The 18,604-nt window shown below is 41.5% G+C and carries 15 protein-coding genes; 8 read left to right on the top strand and 7 right to left on the bottom strand.

Going from position 1 to position 18,604, the window contains the following annotated elements; all coding sequences use genetic code 11:
* The first annotated feature begins 62 nt into the window (after window positions 1-62).
* Together ACTJJH_RS06430 and ACTJJH_RS06425 are read left to right on the top strand one after the other, a co-directional pair.
* Window positions 63-1,352 carry a hypothetical protein gene (locus ACTJJH_RS06430; protein ID WP_372550412.1) on the top strand — a complete coding sequence of 430 codons (1,290 nt, stop codon included), beginning with the start codon at window positions 63-65 and terminating at the stop codon, window positions 1,350-1,352.
* A 77-nt stretch (window positions 1,353-1,429) separates the two neighbouring features.
* A complete protein-coding gene (locus ACTJJH_RS06425; protein WP_198912080.1) occupies window positions 1,430-2,161 on the top strand; it encodes a sulfite exporter TauE/SafE family protein in 732 nt (243 codons plus the stop codon).
* Window positions 2,162-2,169: 8 nt separating this feature from the next.
* On the opposite strand, the gene ACTJJH_RS06420 is transcribed toward ACTJJH_RS06425, so the two are convergent.
* From ACTJJH_RS06420 to ACTJJH_RS06405, 4 genes are all read right to left on the bottom strand, one after another.
* Complete coding sequence (locus tag ACTJJH_RS06420) at window positions 2,170-3,060, bottom strand: LysR family transcriptional regulator (RefSeq protein WP_002119266.1); 891 nt, start codon at window positions 3,058-3,060, stop codon at window positions 2,170-2,172.
* 80 nt (window positions 3,061-3,140) lie between these two features.
* A complete protein-coding gene (locus ACTJJH_RS06415; protein ID WP_002119102.1) occupies window positions 3,141-4,436 on the bottom strand; it encodes a solute carrier family 23 protein in 1,296 nt (431 codons plus the stop codon).
* Window positions 4,437-4,733: 297 nt separating this feature from the next.
* Window positions 4,734-7,418, bottom strand: a complete 2,685-nt coding sequence (gene ppc / locus ACTJJH_RS06410; RefSeq protein ID WP_262520271.1) for a phosphoenolpyruvate carboxylase — start codon at window positions 7,416-7,418, stop codon at window positions 4,734-4,736.
* Window positions 7,419-7,588: 170 nt separating this feature from the next.
* Window positions 7,589-8,212 (bottom strand): TetR/AcrR family transcriptional regulator, encoded by a 624-nt coding sequence (locus ACTJJH_RS06405; RefSeq protein ID WP_002119184.1) that lies wholly within the window; start codon window positions 8,210-8,212, stop codon window positions 7,589-7,591.
* A gap of 148 nt (window positions 8,213-8,360) precedes the next feature.
* On the opposite strand from ACTJJH_RS06405, the gene ACTJJH_RS06400 reads away from it, so the two are divergent.
* The 4 genes from ACTJJH_RS06400 (at window position 8,361) to dnaJ (ending at window position 14,322) form a co-directional block, all read left to right on the top strand.
* Complete coding sequence (locus tag ACTJJH_RS06400) at window positions 8,361-9,467, top strand: efflux RND transporter periplasmic adaptor subunit (RefSeq protein ID WP_204085656.1); 1,107 nt, start codon at window positions 8,361-8,363, stop codon at window positions 9,465-9,467.
* A complete protein-coding gene (locus ACTJJH_RS06395; RefSeq protein ID WP_005078784.1) occupies window positions 9,464-12,589 on the top strand; it encodes an efflux RND transporter permease subunit in 3,126 nt (1,041 codons plus the stop codon). The genes ACTJJH_RS06400 and ACTJJH_RS06395 overlap by 4 nt, the downstream gene beginning before the upstream one ends.
* Before the next feature lie 139 nt (window positions 12,590-12,728).
* Window positions 12,729-13,106 carry a membrane protein gene (locus ACTJJH_RS06390; RefSeq protein ID WP_002119294.1) on the top strand — a complete coding sequence of 126 codons (378 nt, stop codon included), beginning with the start codon at window positions 12,729-12,731 and terminating at the stop codon, window positions 13,104-13,106.
* A gap of 103 nt (window positions 13,107-13,209) precedes the next feature.
* Window positions 13,210-14,322: a molecular chaperone DnaJ gene (gene dnaJ, locus ACTJJH_RS06385; protein ID WP_002119101.1), complete on the top strand. Its 1,113-nt coding sequence runs from the start codon at window positions 13,210-13,212 to the stop codon at window positions 14,320-14,322.
* 114 nt (window positions 14,323-14,436) lie between these two features.
* Here the strand turns inward: dnaJ and ACTJJH_RS06380 are convergent, their stop codons facing one another.
* Window positions 14,437-14,796 carry a hypothetical protein gene (locus ACTJJH_RS06380; protein ID WP_060465151.1) on the bottom strand — a complete coding sequence of 120 codons (360 nt, stop codon included), beginning with the start codon at window positions 14,794-14,796 and terminating at the stop codon, window positions 14,437-14,439.
* Window positions 14,797-14,979: 183 nt separating this feature from the next.
* On the opposite strand from ACTJJH_RS06380, the gene dapB reads away from it, so the two are divergent.
* Window positions 14,980-15,801: a 4-hydroxy-tetrahydrodipicolinate reductase gene (dapB, locus tag ACTJJH_RS06375; RefSeq protein WP_002119175.1), complete on the top strand. Its 822-nt coding sequence runs from the start codon at window positions 14,980-14,982 to the stop codon at window positions 15,799-15,801.
* 50 nt (window positions 15,802-15,851) lie between these two features.
* The gene (locus ACTJJH_RS06370; protein ID WP_002119284.1) at window positions 15,852-16,505 is read left to right on the top strand and encodes an START domain-containing protein; all 654 of its coding nucleotides are present in this window, start codon (window positions 15,852-15,854) and stop codon (window positions 16,503-16,505) included.
* A 39-nt stretch (window positions 16,506-16,544) separates the two neighbouring features.
* Here ACTJJH_RS06370 and ACTJJH_RS06365 read toward each other — a convergent pair whose 3' ends face one another.
* Window positions 16,545-17,735 (bottom strand): MFS transporter, encoded by a 1,191-nt coding sequence (locus tag ACTJJH_RS06365; protein WP_005066574.1) that lies wholly within the window; start codon window positions 17,733-17,735, stop codon window positions 16,545-16,547.
* Window positions 17,736-17,739: 4 nt separating this feature from the next.
* On the bottom strand, window positions 17,740-18,543 hold the full coding sequence (gene dkgB, locus ACTJJH_RS06360; RefSeq protein WP_019767326.1) for a 2,5-didehydrogluconate reductase DkgB: 804 nt from the start codon (window positions 18,541-18,543) through the stop codon (window positions 17,740-17,742).
* Between the last annotated feature and the right edge of the window lie 61 nt (window positions 18,544-18,604).

Genomic DNA, 18,604 nt, shown 5'->3' with positions numbered 1-18,604 from the left:
TTGCACTATGATCAAAACAATCTTTGATCTCGCTTAGGATTTATTTTTTAGAGGCACAACTCATGTCACTGCTACGCCGTTGGTTTGACCCTATTCGATCGAGCTGGTTTTACCAAAAGCCTTCTCGTCAAGCGGTGTTACCCACGGAAAATGGTTTAAGTATTTATTTACGACTTGATGATGTGTATAGCTATTTGGCTGTTCAGCAATTGTCTCAGCTAGATGAAATTTTAAGTGATGAACTTAAGCCTTTAAAAATTATTATTTCGCATACGGCTTCTGAACCTCCAAACAGCATGTCGCATGAAGAGTGGCAGAATTATTGTCTGAATGATGCCAAGATATTAGCCAAACAACATCGTTTCGGTTTCGATGAATTTCCAGAAATCCCAAGCCCAGAATCTTTAAAACAAGCGGCAGTCATATTAAAAAGAACTCCATTACAAGGTCAGAACTTCTTCCATCTATTAGAAGATATTTTTCACATGCTTTGGCAACAACAATATGGAAAGTTGCGTACTTTACATGCCATGGCAGTTAAACATCAGCTTCCTCAACATTTTTCAGAACGCATTTTTACGGATGAGCCTGTACCCGCGGCATACTTTGAATTTGGGGGACGTAAATATCACGCAGTAGATGATTTACTACGTTTAACTCGTCGTCTGAAGCAGCAAAAGTTACTGACGGGCAATCCAATTTTTTTAATTAATCATATCGAATGGCGTGAACATTTGATTAATGATGCTGAAGCACTTACCGAGATTCAGACCCTTCATCCTGAGCTTGATATCTATATTGCTTTAGAAGACCCAATGAGCTGGTTGTTACTTGCCTATATCAAGGAAGAGCTGGCTGATTATTATGATATTCAACTAAAAGTTTACCCTTTAAGTTATCAAGGTCGAGACTGGTTTGACTGGAGTTTGGCAACACGTGTTTCTAAACGAACAGGTGTGGCCTTTACGCCATTTTGTCGTCCTACTGAGGAAAGCACATTAGAGATGGCAAAGCTTTTCTATAGTGTGCAAGAGAATCAGCAAATCGATACAATTTTTACAATATTGCAGGCAGTTTGGACGAAAGGAAAAGATTTATCTTTCTTAAAACATTTTCAACAGTTACAGCAGCAACTTGGGATTGAGCAGCTAACCGACAAAGATGTTCAATCTGTTTTGGTGCAGAATGATGCACTTTGCAAAGACAAGCATCAGCCTGATTTACCGGTTTTAGAGCTGCGTATTGATGGTCAGACCTACGTATTTAATAGCTTGTATCGTGTGTGGATGATCGAAAGTATTTTTAGCAATGTATTAGAAGAAAAATATAAAACAGCCTCAACTTTTAATTGAGGCCTACTCCTAAAAACAAGAATAGGGCAGTACCTGTTTTTTCCGTAGCATATCCTTTAAGGAATCGGAGATAAACAGTGACTTTTTTAGCAATTATTATAGTGGTCTTTGCCTTCGCTGGCATGATTAAAGGCATGATCGGTTTAGGATTGCCCGCGGTATCGATGGGCTTACTCACCATCGCAATGAGCCCTTTTCAGGCAGCCTCTCTGCTCATTGTCCCTTCAATGGTCACCAATGTCTGGCAACTTTTTGCTGAAGGACATGTCTGGGTTTTTATTCGCCGTTTCTGGACTTTGCTTGTGGGCATTATAGTAGGTTCAATATGGAGCTTTTTACCTACTTTAAGTCAAAGTCATGGGCATAGTAGTGAAATTTTATTAGGCTGCATGTTGGCCCTATATGGACTCTATGGTCTATGCGTGAAGAAACTTCCTCACTTAGGGAAGTATGAACATTGGCTATCACCGATTATTGGATATATCGGCGGGGCAGTGACTGTAGCAACTGGTGTCATTATTATTCCAATCGTTCCTTATTTGCAGTCTTTACATTTAAAGCGTGATGAGTTGGTTCAGGCTTTAGGACTAACGTTTACTGTTTCTACCATTTGTCTTGCAGTCTTTTTACACCACAACCCTATGTCGGGAATGACATTAGATTATCGTTTATCTTTCGCTGCATTGTTGGCAGCGCTCGTTGGAATGTGCTTAGGTAAAAAAATCCGTTATCGGTTAAATGAGCAGTTATTTCGCCGTATCTTTTTTATAGGTTTGGTATCATTAGGGCTTTATATGATTTTGCATTAAGCTAATTTTTAAGGGCGATGTTGCAATAAAAAATCTGAAAATTGTTTATAACTATTAGGTAGCTGATTAAAATTTTGTGTGGCCAAAAGCAGTTTACGATTTGCCCACGCGCCTAGCAGTTGAATGGAATGAAAGTCATAGTCTGATTGCAAACGCTGGGCAGCACGAGCCGGCATAATCGCAATTCCGACGCCTTTGGCGACGACCTCAGCAATCGCGCCAAAATTAGGTAAGCGCAAACGGTACTGTATGTTAAAGCCTAATAGCTTAGCTTGAGTTTCGATGGACTGTTGCAACGAATGGTGGGGCTTAAGACCAATAAAACCATAACTTAAAGCCTCTACCAAATTCAGCTCTTGGTATTGAGCTAAATTGTGAGTAGGAGGACAAATCAGAACTAATGGATCACTAGCAAATTCCTTAGTTTGCAAATGTCTGGTATCAAAAAAACTTGAGACCAGCCCAAGATTTGCAACTCCTTGCGTTAATGCCTCTACAATTTCTGAACTTTCTGCCTCGTGTAAATCAATATTCATTTCAGGATGAAGCACTAAATATTGAGGTAATAACGGAGGCAAATATTCGCTTTGAGCAGAAGAGTTACACCAAAGCGTTAATGACTCTGTTGTAGGCGGCCTAAAACGCTGCATTTCTTGTTCGAGCTGCTCTTTTTGTGTCATCAGTTGACGCGCATGCTCTACAAATGCGTGACCTGCTGTGGTGAGCTCCACTCCCGTTGTGTGGCGAATAAATAAGGGCGTTTCAAAATATTGTTCGAGTTTTTTAATGCGTTCGCTGGCAGCTTGAAGTGAAATTGCAGAGCGGTCTGCACCTTTGGTTAGGCTACCCGTAGAGACAATATGAAGAACCAGCTGTAAATCAAAAAAATCAAAACGCATGACAGGGAACGTATTGAAGGCTAAAAAGTCATCATACTAAATCGTAATAAAAAAAGGCAGCTTGCGCTGCCTTTTTGAATTTAGGTTTTATCTTTTAAACTAAACAGCCAATTTAAAATAATGGCTGCAAAAGTTGCGGTACCAATACCACCTAAATTGAAATTACCAAACAATAATTCAAAGTTACCAGCACCTAAAATAATCGTGACTGAAGCAACAATTAGATTTTTATTGTTAGAAAAATCAACTTTGTTTTCGATCCAGATTTTTGCACCAGCAATGGTAATTAAACCAAACACAACAATAGATGCACCTGTTAAAACTGCGCTTGGGATCGTACTAATCACCGCGCCAAATTTTGGAGATAGACCTAAGAAAATTGCAAACACACCAGCAATCACAAAAACAATGGTTGAGTACACACGAGTGACTGCCATCACACCAATATTTTCACCGTAAGTGGTCATCCCTGGCGCGCCGACACTACCAGATAATGTTGTTGCCAAACCATCTGCAACAAATGCTTTACCTAATTGTGGGGTCAGGTTTTCACCAGTCATCGCGCCAACAGCTTTAATATGTCCTAGATTTTCTGCTACTAAGATAAGCGCAACTGGCGCAATAATTAGCATAGCATTCGTGTCAAAAGTAGGATGCGAAAAGCTTGGAATCCCAAACCATGCGGCTTGTGAGATCTGGCTAAAATCGATGGGTTTACCTAAACCTAGCCCATTGGTGGTGATGGCATAAATCACATAAGCCAAGATCAAACCAATCAACAGAAGCAAGCGTTGCAACAGGCCACGAGTAAAGACTGCAATACTACCCATACAAAGTACGGTAATTAAGGCCATCCACATTTCAAATGGTTGGCCTGCAACACCTTTAATCGTAACAGGTGCAAGGTTCAGACCAATAATCATCACAATGGCACCAGTCACCACAGGCGGCATGAGTTTTTCAATCCAGCGTGTACCAGTAAGCATCACAATAAAACCGATGATGGCATAAAAAACGCCACATGCTACGATTCCACCTAAAGCCATAGATAGATTTGGATTGGCACCTGAACCTGTAATATGCCCAGTTGCAGCTGCAACCACCCCAATAAAGGCAAAACTTGATCCTAAGTAACTTGGAACACGACCACCTGTAATTAAGAAAAACAGAATGGTACAGATTCCAGACATTAAAATAGCAAGGTTAGGATTAAAACCCATGAGTAAGGGTGCTAAAACAGTCGCTCCAAACATAGCAAATGCATGTTGAATACCCAAAACAGCACTTTGAACGGGTGGGAGATATTCATTGGTAGAGACTGGCCGATGGTCAATATCACCTTGGTAAGGCTGCCATTTTGGAAACCAATTGGACATAAAATAAGCTCATTATTCTTTAATTGCTGCCATGATACTCTTTCTTGGGAGTGCATTTAATCTCTACAGAGAAGTATGTGAGTGAAAAGTAATTATTTTTTAACGATTGGTATAATTTTAAAAAAACTAAATGTGCGTATTTAGTTATTTTTTTCTCATAAATATTAATTTTATGATTTTTAAAAAATATTCAAAAAAATAGAAAATCGGGGAAAATTTAAGAAAAATAGAGAATTTTGCAAGTATAAAGCAGAACATCAAGATGCACTGCTTTATAAAACAATTGGTAAAATTAGCTTAGCCTGTATTACGTAAGCCAGCAGCGATACCCGCAATACTCACCATAAGTGCATGGTCAACAGGTGTGTGTTCTGCCTGACGCTCAGCAAGATAATCACGACGACGCTTCATGAGTTCAGCCTGTAAAAGATGCAAAGGAAGTAAGTATGGTTTACGAACCTGCATAGATTGATCAAGAACCTCGTTGTTACTCAGAAGCTTTGATTCATCTTTCAATTTAAGTAGCGTTTCAACAGCATCTTTTAGTCGTTGACGTAATTGATTACCGAGCACTTTTAAATCTTCATCTTCAGTCAAATGAGACTCGTAATAGAGTGCAATGTTGGCATCGGATTTAGACAATACCATTTCCAGCATATCAATAAGTGTCTGGAAATAAGGCCATTGCTGGAGCATTTCATCAAGCGTTGCTTTTTGCTGATCGGCAATCACTTCATTAATGGCAGCACCTGTACCTAGCCATGCAGGTAACATCAAACGGATTTGTGTCCAAGCAAATACCCATGGAATCGCACGTAAAGACTCAATGCCGCCACTCACTTTACGTTTTGCAGGACGCGAGCCTAATGGCAACATTTGTAATTCAAGTTCAGGCGTAACGGTCCGTAAATATTTCACAAAGTGTGGGTTTTCACGAACTGTTTGGCGATAAACCTTAACAGAATGATCTGTCATACGGTTCATGAGTTCACGCCACTCGGCTTTAGGCTCTGGTGGTGGCAACAATGTCGCTTCAAGTGTTGCTGCGGTATAGATTTCAAGGTTTTGCATGGCAATGCCTTCTAGACCGAATTTGAAACGGATCATTTCACCTTGTTCTGTGACACGAATTGCACCAGAGATTGAACCTGGCGGCTGTGAGAATAGAGCTTGTTGGGTTGGTGCGCCACCACGGCTAATTGATCCGCCGCGACCGTGGAATAGCGTTAACTGTACACCGTGTTTTTGAGCAATTGCAGTTAGCTCTTCTTGAGCACGATATTGCGCCCAGTTAGCTGACATGAAACCAGCATCTTTTGCAGAGTCGGAGTAACCGATCATCACTTCATGTTTGCCCTGAATGTGCTGTTTATACCAATGCATATTGAACAGCGTATTCATGGTTGTTGCAGCGCCATCTAAATCTTTTAAAGTTTCAAATAGAGGAACTACACGTAAAGGGTGCTGAATACCTGCTTCTTTTTGCAATAACAACACCGCTAAAACATCACTTGGATATTCAGCCATCGAAATAATATAGGCACCTAAAGACTCAGGTGGTTGGTCTGCCAAAGTACGCATGGTTGCAAATACTTCTTGGACATCTGGGTGTCCAATTAAACTACCTTCAGGCTCATTAATATATTTCGGTAAAAGCGGACGTTTACTTTGTAATTCTTGAATGAGGAAGTTTTGGCGTGCTTGCTCAGTCCAAGATTCAAAATTACCTAAACCTAAATATTCGGTAATGGCTGAAATCGCTTGGCGATGACGGCCTGATTCTTGGCGAATGTCGAGTTTAAGTAATTCAATACCAAAACAGTTCACACGGTAGATAAAGTCGAGCAGTTGACCATTCGCAATTTCAGGTAGGTTACTGTCGATTAAAGAGCGATAGCACAGCAATAATGGTTGTAAAAGCTCATCTTTACTTTTAATGACATTGCTGTCGTCTGCTTCTAAGCCTTGTAGGCGCTGCGCTAACCAGTGTCGAGTTGCTTTTAAACGTTCTCGTGTAGCACGTAAATATTCACGATAAGGTTCTGCATGTTGGCTACCAATTGCCTGAATCATTTCTTCGGAACACGTCTGGATTGAAAGTTCCCAACGTAAGTTTTCGATATCTCTTAAATAGAGGTCGGCAGCCTGCCAGCGTGATAACCACAGTACTTCTTGGGTAATTTGATGGGTAACATTTGGGTTGCCATCACGGTCTCCACCCATCCAAGATGCGAAACGTACTGGTGCAATATTAAGTGGTAAATTGAGTTGGCAGTTTTCTTGAACTAATTCATTTAACTCGCGAATGAATTTAGGTACAGCATTCCAAAGTGTTTGCTCAATTGTGGCAAATCCCCATTTTGCTTCATCGACTGGAGTCGGACGGTGTTGTCTGATTTCATCTGTTTGCCAAGCCGAACTAATTTGTTGCTTTAAATTCGCAAGTGCATTTTGGCGTTCGCGTGGGGTAAGTTTTTGCTGATCAAGCTGTGAGAGGCAAGCGTTAATATCATCATATTTTTGAATGAGGGTACGACGACTCACTTCAGTTGGGTGCGCCGTAAGTACTAACTCAATTTTAAGATCGCAAATTTGCTGGAATAGTTTTTCTGTTGAAATACTTTTATCTTTAAATTTTTGAAATAAGTGAACCAGCGGATTCGGAGAGTTTGCATCCGAATCAAACTCTGCCTGTCTGCGGCTACGGACCACATGATATTGCTCGGCAATATTGGCAAAATTGAGGAAGTGAGAAAAAGCGCGGGTGAGAGGAAGTAACTCTTCATCGGGCAGTTCTAAAAATAATTGTTCTAGTTGCTTTTCGGCTTCAGCTTGACCATCACGTGCACCTTTGGCAAGAGCACGGATTTGCTCGATCTGATTAAACAGTTCTTGTCCTGCATGTTGTTTTAGGGTTTCACCTAACAAATTACCAAGTAAGCGGACATCCTCACGCAGTGGCGCATCGATTTGCTGAACCATGCTATTTTCTCCTGTTCTTATTCTTATCGAATATAGCGCGATTAACAAACATTCCAAGCTTTGAGCGTAAGAAAATGTGAATTTTTGCTTAAAAAATAACATTTAATTCGCTTGTAGTGTCTTAAAAGCTGGCATGCACTCAGCGCAACTTTTGACAATCGGACTTTGGTTTAATTCCGATATTTGAGCAAGAATAAATTAATTGCGTCGCGAATAATTTGCTCTAGCTCCTGTGCATTTGGGGCAGCAGTAATGCCCAGTAAAACCTTGTGATGGCGTACACCAAGCAATAAGGTCAAAAGCAGTTCTGTTTGATAGATCGGATCATCGGCTTGAATGAAACCTAATTGAGCAGCTTTTTGAAAAAACTCAGCTAATTGATTCTCCATTCGTGTGTGTGAAGCTTCAAAAAACTGTAAGGCGAGTGGGTTCTGTTCGGCTGCAAGCTCCAACAATACGTGATCAAGCTTTAATGCTTCAGGTGAATAAATAATTTGTAAGGCACGTGAACATACAATAAAGAGTGTTTGATAGAAGTCTGCCGATGTATCTAAGTCAAATTGTTTAGTGCACAGTGTCTCTTCACAAGTTTCCGTAATCGCGCAGATAAACAGGTTCACTTTATCTTGAAAGTGGTTATAAACCGTGAGTTTAGTAACGCCTGCTTCCTGTGCAATCTGGTTCATGCTGGTTCCGTGATAGCCGGATTTTAAAAAAATAGCTTTCGCGGCTTGTAGGATACGAGCACGCTTTTCCAGATCTTTGGGACGACCACTTTGATTAACTGTTTGCACAAAACCCTCTAATAAAAGTTTAGAAAAATAAATATTTATAAGTTTTTTTTAATTAATGTACTCGTAGGTATATTAATTAAAAAACAAACAAACTATGATGCAAGCATATTGTGCCTTAAAAAATCAGTTTGAATAAGAGCGATAAGATATGAATCTGTTAAAACCTCTCATCATGAGTATGGTGATTGTTTGTACGGTCACATTAATGGGATGCAGTAAAGAAGCACCCAAAACAGAAGAAATACCCTATGTGATGGTGGCGCAGCCATTAACCACACTCAATGAACAAAAAAGCTATGCAGGGGATGTGCAGGCTAGACAACAAACGGCTTTGGCATTTCGGGTTGGTGGACAAGTTACGGCGCGCTATGTGGATGTAGGCGACCGAGTTAAAGTTGGACAAGTATTAGCAAAACTCGATGTGGCAGATGCCCAGTTACAATTAAATGCTGCTAAAGCCCAATTGGATAATGCACAGGCTTCAGCAAAAACAGCAGCAGATGAACTTAAACGTTTTCAACAATTACTCCCGATTAATGCAGTGAGCCGTTCACAATTTGATACGGTAAAAAATCAATACGACGCGGCACAAGCGGCTCTACAACAAGCGCGTTCTAACTATGAAGTTTCTGCAAACCAAACTGGTTATAACCAACTCGTTTCTAATAAAAACGGGGTGATTACTGCGCGAAACATAGAAATTGGACAAGTGGTTGCAGCAGGACAAGCTGCTTATCAACTTGCAATTGATGGAGAGCGTGAAGTTGTTATTGGTGTTCCTGAACAAGCAGTTGCCGAGATTAAAGTTGGTCAAGCCGCTTGGATCACTTTGTGGTCTAAACCGAATGAAAGGTTTGCCGGATATGTACGCGAAGTTTCTCCTGCGGCTGATCAGTCTCGTACCTTTACAGTGAAAGTTGCACTCAAAGAAGGGCAGTCTGTTATCCAACTTGGACAAAGTGCACGCGTATTTTTTACCTCAACTCAAACCAACGTGATGAGTGTGCCACTTTCGAGCGTTTCAGCAACAGATAATCAGCCTTATGTCTGGGTTGTTAATGCGAATCAGACTTTACGTAAAGTACCTGTAACGGTTGGTGCATATGGCAGAGACAGTGTACCCGTGCTATCTGGTTTAACACCAAATGATTGGGTGGTGATTGGTGGTGTGCATTTGCTACGCGATAAGCAGAAGATTCACCCGATTGACCGTGAAAACCGTGCGGTGAAAATTCAGGGAGCAATCCAGCCATGAAATTCAATCTCTCGGAATGGGCATTAAATAATAAAGGTATCGTCCTTTATTTTATGCTGTTACTTGGCATTATCGGCGCGATCTCTTATTCAAAACTCTCACAAAGTGAAGACCCACCATTTACCTTTAAAGTCATGGTCGTACAAACCTATTGGCCGGGAGCAACAGCGAAAGAAGTTTCAACGCTGGTGACTGACCGTATCGAAAAGGAACTCATGACAACAGGGCAGTATGACAAGATTATGGCTTACTCCCGCCCAGGTGAGTCGATGGTTACGTTTGTTGCCAAGGACTCGCTGACATCAGCACAGATTCCTGACGTTTGGTATAACGTTCGTAAGAAGGTAAATGATATTCGCCATGAACTGCCAAACGGTGTACAAGGCCCATTTTTTAACGATGAATTTGGGGACACTTTCGGTAATATTTATGTACTGACAGGCAAAGACTTTGACTATGCACTTTTGAAAGAATATGCAGATCGGTTGCAATTACAGCTTCAACGCGTCAAGGATGTCAGTAAGGTCGAATTGATTGGTCTGCAAGATCAAAAAATCTGGGTTGAGATTTCTAACACTAAAGCGGTACAGCTCGGAATTCCAGTTACAGCGATTCAAGAAGCCTTACAAAAGCAAAATAGTATGGCAAGTGCTGGCTTTTTTGAAACGGGTACAGACCGTATTCAAATTAGAGTAAGTGGTCATCTACAAAACATTGATGAAATTAAAAAAACACCTTTATTGGTCGGTGATAAAACAATTCAGCTTGGTGACGTTGCTGATGTTTATCGTGGTTTTAGTCAGCCTGCTCAACCGCGCATGCGTTTTATGGGTGAAAATGGTATTGGCATTGCCGTTTCGATGCGTAAAGGCGGTGACATTATTGCCCTTGGTAAAAATCTAGAAACAGAATTTGCCCAACTGCAAAAGACCTTGCCACTCGGCATGAAATTGCAAAAAGTTTCTGACCAACCTGTAGCAGTACAACGCAGTATTCATGAGTTTGTGAAGGTACTCGCTGAAGCAGTCATTATTGTCTTGTTAGTGAGTTTTTTCTCTTTAGGCTTCCGTACGGGATTGGTGGTCGCTTTTTCTATTCCATTAGTTTTAGCAATGACTTTTGCCGGTATGAGTTTATTCGATGTCGGACTGCATAAGATTTCACTTGGTGCTTTGATCTTGGCGTTAGGTCTGTTAGTCGATGACGCCATTATCGCCGTCGAGATGATGGCCATTAAAATGGAGCAGGGCTATAGCCGAATTAAAGCCGCCGGATTTGCGTGGAAAACTACAGCATTTCCGATGCTCACGGGAACATTGATTACCGCGGCAGGTTTTTTACCGATTGCTACGGCTCAGTCTAGTACAGGCGAATACACACGCTCTATTTTTCAGGTCGTGACCATTGCTTTATTGGTGTCTTGGATCGCGGCAGTTTTATTCGTACCTTATTTAGGTGAAAAGCTATTACCAGACTTTACCAAGTTAGGACATCAGGCCCCTTGGTATGTCCGCTTATGGGCAAGATTAACTAAAAAACCGCAACCGCAAACAGTGGCAATTTCACAGGACCATCATTACGATCCTTATCAATCTAGTTTCTATTTACGCTTTAGAAAGATGGTCGAGTTTTGTGTGACCTATCGTAAAACCGTGATTGCAACGACGGTGGGGATTTTTGTGCTCTCTGTGCTGATGTTTAAGATGGTACCTCAGCAGTTTTTCCCGCCTTCAAACCGTGCTGAGATTTTAGTCGATTTAAAGCTTGAAGAAGGTGCTTCTTTAACTGCAACAGAACAAGCTGTTAAAAAGGTTGAAAAATTCTTGTCTAAACAAAAAGGTATTGATAACTATGTGGCCTATGTAGGGACAGGTTCACCACGTTTTTATTTACCTTTAGACCAGCAATTACCGCAAGCCAGCTTTGCTCAGTTTGTTGTACTCGCATCATCACTTGATGATCGTGATGACATTCGTCGTTCGTTAGAAACACAAATTAAGCAGTTACTCCCACAAGTCCGTACTCGTGTGTCATTACTCGAAAATGGCCCACCTGTGGGTTATCCATTGCAATATCGTGTGTCAGGTGAAGATTTAAATCTGGTACGTAAAGAAGCGCAGCAAGTCGCTAAAGTAATGAGTGAAAACCCGAATACCACCAATGTGCATTTAGATTGGGGCGAGCCAAGTAAGATCATTTCCATTCAAATTGATCAAGACCGTGCTCGACAAATGGGTGTCTCTAGTCTGGATTTAGCGAACTTCATTAATGCATCAATTACTGGTAGTGCGATTGAGCAATACCGTGAAAAGCGTGAACTCATCGAAATTCGCTTACGCGGGGACCAAGCAGAGCGCGTTGAAGTGGCTTCACTGGCAAGCTTAGCTGTGCCAACGAACAATGGAACTACTGTACCTTTAGCTCAAATTGCGAAGATTGAGTATAAGTTTGAAGATGGTTTGATCTGGCATCGTAACCGCTTACCGACGATTACTGTTCGCGCGGATATTCGTACCAATTTGCAGCCTGCTACCGTTGTGGGTGAGTTAGCTGAATCAATGGATAAGTTACGTGCTGAATTGCCAAGTGGCTATCTCATTGAAGTGGGTGGAACCGTAGAAGAGTCTGCACGTGGGCAAGATTCTGTGAATGCGGGTATGCCACTCTTCTTGGCAGTGGTCATGACATTACTGATGATTCAGCTCAAAAGCTTGTCTCGCTCGACCATCGTGTTGTTAACAGCTCCACTGGGTTTAATTGGTGTTGTTTTATTCTTACTGTTATTTAACAAACCATTTGGCTTTGTGGCCATGTTAGGCACAATTGCGCTCTCTGGCATGATCATGCGTAACTCGCTTATTTTGATTGATCAAATTGAGCAGGACCGACAAGCCGGACATCCAACTTGGGAAGCAATTATTGAAGCGACAGTGCGACGATTCCGTCCAATTATTTTGACTGCTTTAGCCGCTGTTCTGGCCATGATTCCACTTTCTCGAAGTATTTTCTTTGGTCCGATGGCTGTTGCGATCATGGGCGGATTGATTGTTGCCACCTTACTGACATTATTTTTCCTACCTGCACTCTACGCAGCGTGGTTTAAGGTGAAAAAAACCGCATAAAATACATAAATTTTTTGTGAATAAAGGTGCGAAATATTGAAAACTCCAATATAGTAGCACCTGTCTTTACACAAAAAATACAGGATTATTTCGCTGCATAAAAAATAGGCAAAATGCAGTGAATTGAGGTGAAATACAGATGGGGCAAGACCATATCGAACAGCATCGCCGTTATATAGTAATTTCTTATGCGTTCATGTTTCTTGCATTGTTTACGGTTATTTTTGCGGCCTTTGCTTATTTGGTCGCTCGTAAAGTGGCAGTTGTAGATAATGCAGAAGTTTGGATTCATGCGCATGCGCTATGGATTATGCGCAATGCGATTCTATTTCTATTTATGGCAATTTTTGCTGTTGTCTGGTTTATTCCGCTCTTCTTCTTTGCATGGGATAGTAATCTTTGGGTCACAGCCTCTACGGTTGCTGGCGTAGTTTTTAGCGCTATTGCGTGGTTATTTCTATTAAATGCATGGTTAAAAGGCTTGTCTAAATATTTAAAAAATAAGGCAGTTTTTTAATATATCTATTTTTTAAACATTTCCCCCTTGTAAATTCGGCTAAAGCCCCCCATTTAGTCGGCAATAGAGTATTGATAAAATTCCGTGAGGAGCACCGCCAAAAATGGCTAAACGTGATTATTATGAGGTTTTAGGCGTTTCAAAAACCGCAAGTGATGATGAGATCAAAAAAGCCTACCGTAAATTGGCGATGAAATATCATCCTGATAGAAACCCTGACAATGCCGAAGCTGAAGAGAAATTTAAAGAAGCTGCTGAAGCTTATGAAGTTTTATCGGATAGCGAAAAGCGTAGCATGTACGATCGCATGGGACATAATGCGTTCGAAGGTGGCTTTGGCGGGGGCGGTGGTGGCTTCGGCGGATTTAGTGCAGAAGATATTTTTAGCCAGTTCGGTGATATCTTCGGTGGCGCATTCGGTGGTGGTGGACGTCAACAGCGTCAACGTCGCGGATCAGATTTACGCTATGTAATGGAACTTACCCTTGAAGAAGCTGTAAAAGGGGTTAAAAAAACCATTACCTTTACTGCTCCAGCACCATGTGATGTGTGTGATGGTAAAGGTTCTAAAAATCCAAAAGATGTTGAAACCTGTAAAACTTGTCATGGTTCAGGACAAGTTCGTATGCAGCAAGGTTTCTTCTCTGTACAACAAACATGTGGTACGTGTCGTGGTCAAGGTAAAATTATTAAAAACCCTTGTCAGGCATGTCATGGTTCAGGTGTTGCCGATCGCCAGCAAACGTTGGAAGTTACAATTCCAGCGGGTGTAGATAACGGTGACCGCGTTCGTTTGAGTGGTAAAGGCGAAGCAATTCGTGATGGCCAATCAGGTGACTTGTACGTTGAAGTCGTTGTTCGTGAACACGAAATTTTCCAACGTGATGGCGCGGATCTTTATATGGACGTACCAGTGAGCATTGCTGATGCTGCACTTGGTAAAGAAATTGAAATTCCAACTTTGGAAGGTCGTGTTAGCTTGAAGATTCCTGAGGGAACTCAAACAGGTAAATTATTCCGTTTACGTGGCAAAGGCGTTCGCCCAGTACGTAGTAGCATGGTGGGTGATTTACTCTGCCGTATTGTGGTAGAAACTCCGGTCAACTTAAATTCTCGTCAACGTGAATTACTTAAAGAGTTGCAAGCTTCTTTTGATGGCGAAGACAGTGCTTCTTCACCGAAGAAAAAATCATTCTTTGATCGTTTGTTCGATTAATACTTGATTAGATAAGAAATTAAAAAGAAGGCGGATATTGATAAAATATCCGCCTTTTTATTGCGCTGATTCATCTTATTATTTTTATTCTGCTTAAAAGAAAATTACGTCTGCTTACTCTGTAGGGTGAGCAACATCAATATCATTAACACTGACAGTCGGTTCGCTAGAAGCAAGAGTAGGAGCATTTTCGATCACTGGTGCGGCTACTGCTTCTGCCTGTACAGCTACTTTTGGTGCCTCTGCTGCTGTTTCGCCAATAATTGGGTCAATATCTTCAATTTTAACGTCAGTGTTGGCATCAGTTGCTACAGTTTGAGCTGTAGGCGTTGCTGTTTGAGTACTTACGTTAGTTGTAATACGTGCTTTAGATAAGCTTTCTAATGTGTCTCCTGGTTGGATTGCAGGCTCTGCAAATGCCATTGAACTCATAATCCCCATCATCACTGTAAAGCCAATAATTCTCGAATGCATGCTGAACTCCTTATAGTCATCTTTTTCTCATTCGTGGCTCCGTAGTCTGCCGATCAATTCTTTAACTTTTGTGAAAACAGATTAAATTTCGTCCTAACTCAAAAAATAATTTTTACTTTTTAAGATGAGCAAAGAGTTTTGATATAGTAGGTAAATTACGTAAAACCGAAGATTGGGAAGATTATGTCAGCAGCTCCACGCATTGGTATTTTAGGCGCAGGCGGTCGTATGGGCCGTACGCTTATTCAAGCAGTTCAACAGGCAGGCTATCAATTAGCTGCTGCGGTAGAGCGTCCGGAAAGTAGTTTGGTGGGCACTGATGCAGGTGAGCTTGCTGGTATTGGTTCAGTGGGTGTGAAGGTTTCAGGAAACTTGGCAGAAGTTCTTAAAGACTGCGATGTAATCATTGATTTTACTGCACCAGTTGCAACTGCTCAGCATTTAAAGCTTTGTCGTGAAGCTGGGGTTGCCATGGTTATTGGTACAACAGGTATGTCAGATGAGCAAAAAGCTGAGTTAGACGAAGTTGCTACGCATACCCCTGTGGTTTACGCTGCGAACTATTCAGTGGGCGTAAATGTATCAATCAAGTTACTTGAGCTTGCAGCAAAGGTATTTGGCGATACAGTAGATATTGAAGTGATTGAAGCTCACCACCGTCATAAAGTAGATGCGCCGTCAGGTACAGCATTAATGATGGGCGAAGCAATTGCAGATACTTTAGGTCGTAACTTAAAAGAAGTTGCTGTGTATGGCCGTGAAGGGCATACAGGCCCACGTGACCGTCAAACGATTGGCTTTGAAACCATTCGTGGTGGTGACATCGTTGGCGAACACACTGTCATGTTTATTGGTGAAGGTGAGCGTGTTGAAGTGACTCATAAAGCGACTAACCGTATGAACTTTGCTGCTGGTGCAGTACGAGCTGCTGCATGGGTTGTGGGCCGTGAAGCGCGTAAATATGACATGAAAGATGTTTTAGGATTGAACGACGTACAGGTATAAAACCCTGTACGTATTCCATGTGTAGCGAGAAAAACAAGATAGAGCAGAACATGAATAAAAAACAAATTGCCTTGACCACTCTTCTTTGCTTAAGCAGCCTCTGGACGGGGGCTGCTTCTACAGAAAAAGCTAAACTCAGCTTAGACCGTAATAATATTAAAGTCTGGACCTATCAAAAAACTGATAATCCAGTCTTTCAATATAAGGCTGAAACGACATTTGATGTGCCACTTGAACGCGCTGTCGCTGTGATTTTAGATGTAAATCGTGCTGACCAGTGGGTGCCTTATATGGGCAAAGTTGAAATGTTGTCTCAAGATGAGAAAAAAGGTGAGTTCACACTGTATATGGTGTTGGATTTTCCGTTTCCTTTGAAAGATCGTGATGTGGTTGTAAAAGGAAAAATGAGCAAGGCTGCAAATGGTGTTGTGACAATTAAAAATACTGCAATTAGCGGAAATTATCCGATACAACCTGATGTAGTGCGCTTAACACGCTATGAAGGGGATTGGACATTCCAGAAACTTGCAAATAATAAGGTGAAGGTAACGACCAGTGGTTATGCTGATCCTGCTGGTGCAATTCCGTTGAGCTTTGTAAATATGTTTGTTCAACAGCAACCTTATCAGATGCTGCTTAAAATGAAGCGGGAAGTGACCAGTCCGATTTATGAACATCCTAAATTACCAGATATTTTAAAATAAATAGCTTAAAAAAAGCGCCTGAGATCAGGCGCTTTTTTATTAATCTGAACACTGCTGTAAAGCTTGTGCAGGGCTGCTTTCGCGTTTGATTTGAAATAAAACCAATAACAAACCTAAGCCAGCTAGTAATGCTCCAGCAAAAGATACTGCGCTATAACCCCAACCTAGATCGAGTACTAACGCGCCTGCTGCTGCACCTACGGCATTACCTAAGTTAAACGCACCGATATTCACTGAAGAGGCAAGTCCTGGTGCTTCATGAGCGACTGACATTACACGCATTTGCAAAGGTGGTACTAAAGCAAAGGTTGCTGCACCCCAGATCACTAATGCAATGGCTGCTCCAATCTGGCTTTGCGCAAGAATTGGGAAAGTTACCATCATCACAATTAACAGAACCAAGAAACCAATCAAAGTTTTATTAATGGACAAATCTGCAAAACGTCCGCCTAAATGGTTACCAATTGAGAAACCGACACCAATCAGCACCAACATGAACGTAATGAACGTCGGTGAAGCATGGGTAAACTCAGTCAAACTTGGCGCAATATAGGTGTAGAGCGTAAACATTGCACCTGCACCGAGTACGGTGGTGAGTAGCGCAAGGACCACAGGAGTACGCGTTAACACTTTCAACTCAGCTTTCACATTTGGTTTTTGGGCAACCATCCCTTGAGGGAGCGCTTTCCATAAAGCGAGCATGGTAATCACACCAAGCAAAGAAATCGCAAGGAACGACATACGCCAGCCAATGTTTTGTCCAACCCATGTTGCTAACGGTACACCACCGATATTAGCAATGGTTAAGCCCATAAACATGGTGGCTACAGCACTGGCCTGTTTATGTGCGGGTACAATACTTGCCGCTACAACAGAGCCAATCCCGAAGAAAGCACCATGGTTTAAGCTTGTAATGAGACGAGCACCTAATAAGCTCATATAGCTTGGTGAAAATGCTGCGATTAGGTTACCGACCGTAAAGATCGCCATCAGCAAAATAAGCGCATTACGTCTAGCAAAACCACCAAACCACAGGGTCATGAATGGGGCACCTAGCATGACACCAAGTGCATAACCTGTAATTAACATACCGGCCGTTGGAATTGAAATCCCTAAATCATTAGCGATATTCGGCAACAATCCCATTGGAGAGAATTCCGTGGTGCCAATGGCAAAGGCACCAATTGCCAATGCCAATAACGAGAACGCCGTATTTGATTGAGTGTTCATGAGTTTAGTCCCAAACTGGTGCCCATGGCTCTGGGCTAACTTCACGACTGTTACGGTCGAGTTCAGCAATCATTTGCATTTCAGCTGAAGTTAACTCGATATCCTGGGCTTTTAAGTTGCTCATCAGGTTTTCACGTTTAGTCGAAGATGGAATGACTGCAAAACCACGTTGCAATGCCCACGCTAGTGCAATTTGCGCTGTTGTTGCTTTATGCGCTGCTGCAATTTCAGCGAGAACTGGGTCTTGAAGCACTTTGCCGTAGGCAAGCGTCATATATGAAGTGACATCAATGTTCTTCTCTTGTAAGAAATTTACAAGCTTATGGTTTTGAAGATAAGGGCTTAGCTCAATCTGGTTGGTTGCAATATGCTCTACACCAATTGTGTCAATTGCTTGTTGAGTAAGCTCAATATTGAAGTTTGAAATACCAATTTGTTTAGTTAAGCCCTGTTGTTTTGCTTCAAGTAAAAGCTTCATAACTTCAGGAATCGAAACGCCTAAATCTGGTGCTGGCCAATGGATCAAAGTGAGGTCAACATGGTCAGTACGAAGCTTTTCTAAGCTTTCTTTTAAGCTTGGAATAAACTTATCTTGAGCAAAATTATCTACCCAGATTTTTGTGGTTAAAAATAAGTCCTGACGTGATACACCGCTCTCGGCAATCGCTTGACCAATTGCTGCTTCATTGTCATAAATTTGAGCAGTATCAATGACACGGTAACCTACTTCTAAAGCAGTTTTAACAGAATCAATAACTGCTTGTTCTTTAAGACGGAAAGTTCCTAGACCAAAACGTGGGATATTCATGTGTTTACCTAAATTTGAATAATCATTTAACTTGATGTGCATTTTGCTTTTTTTATTGTTG

Source organism: Acinetobacter sp. 22301 (genome assembly GCF_052045285.1).
GTDB classification, from domain to species: Bacteria; Pseudomonadota; Gammaproteobacteria; order Pseudomonadales; family Moraxellaceae; genus Acinetobacter; species Acinetobacter pittii.
Note: the sequence above shows the minus strand (reverse complement) of the source record. Positions and strands in the feature narration are given on the sequence as shown.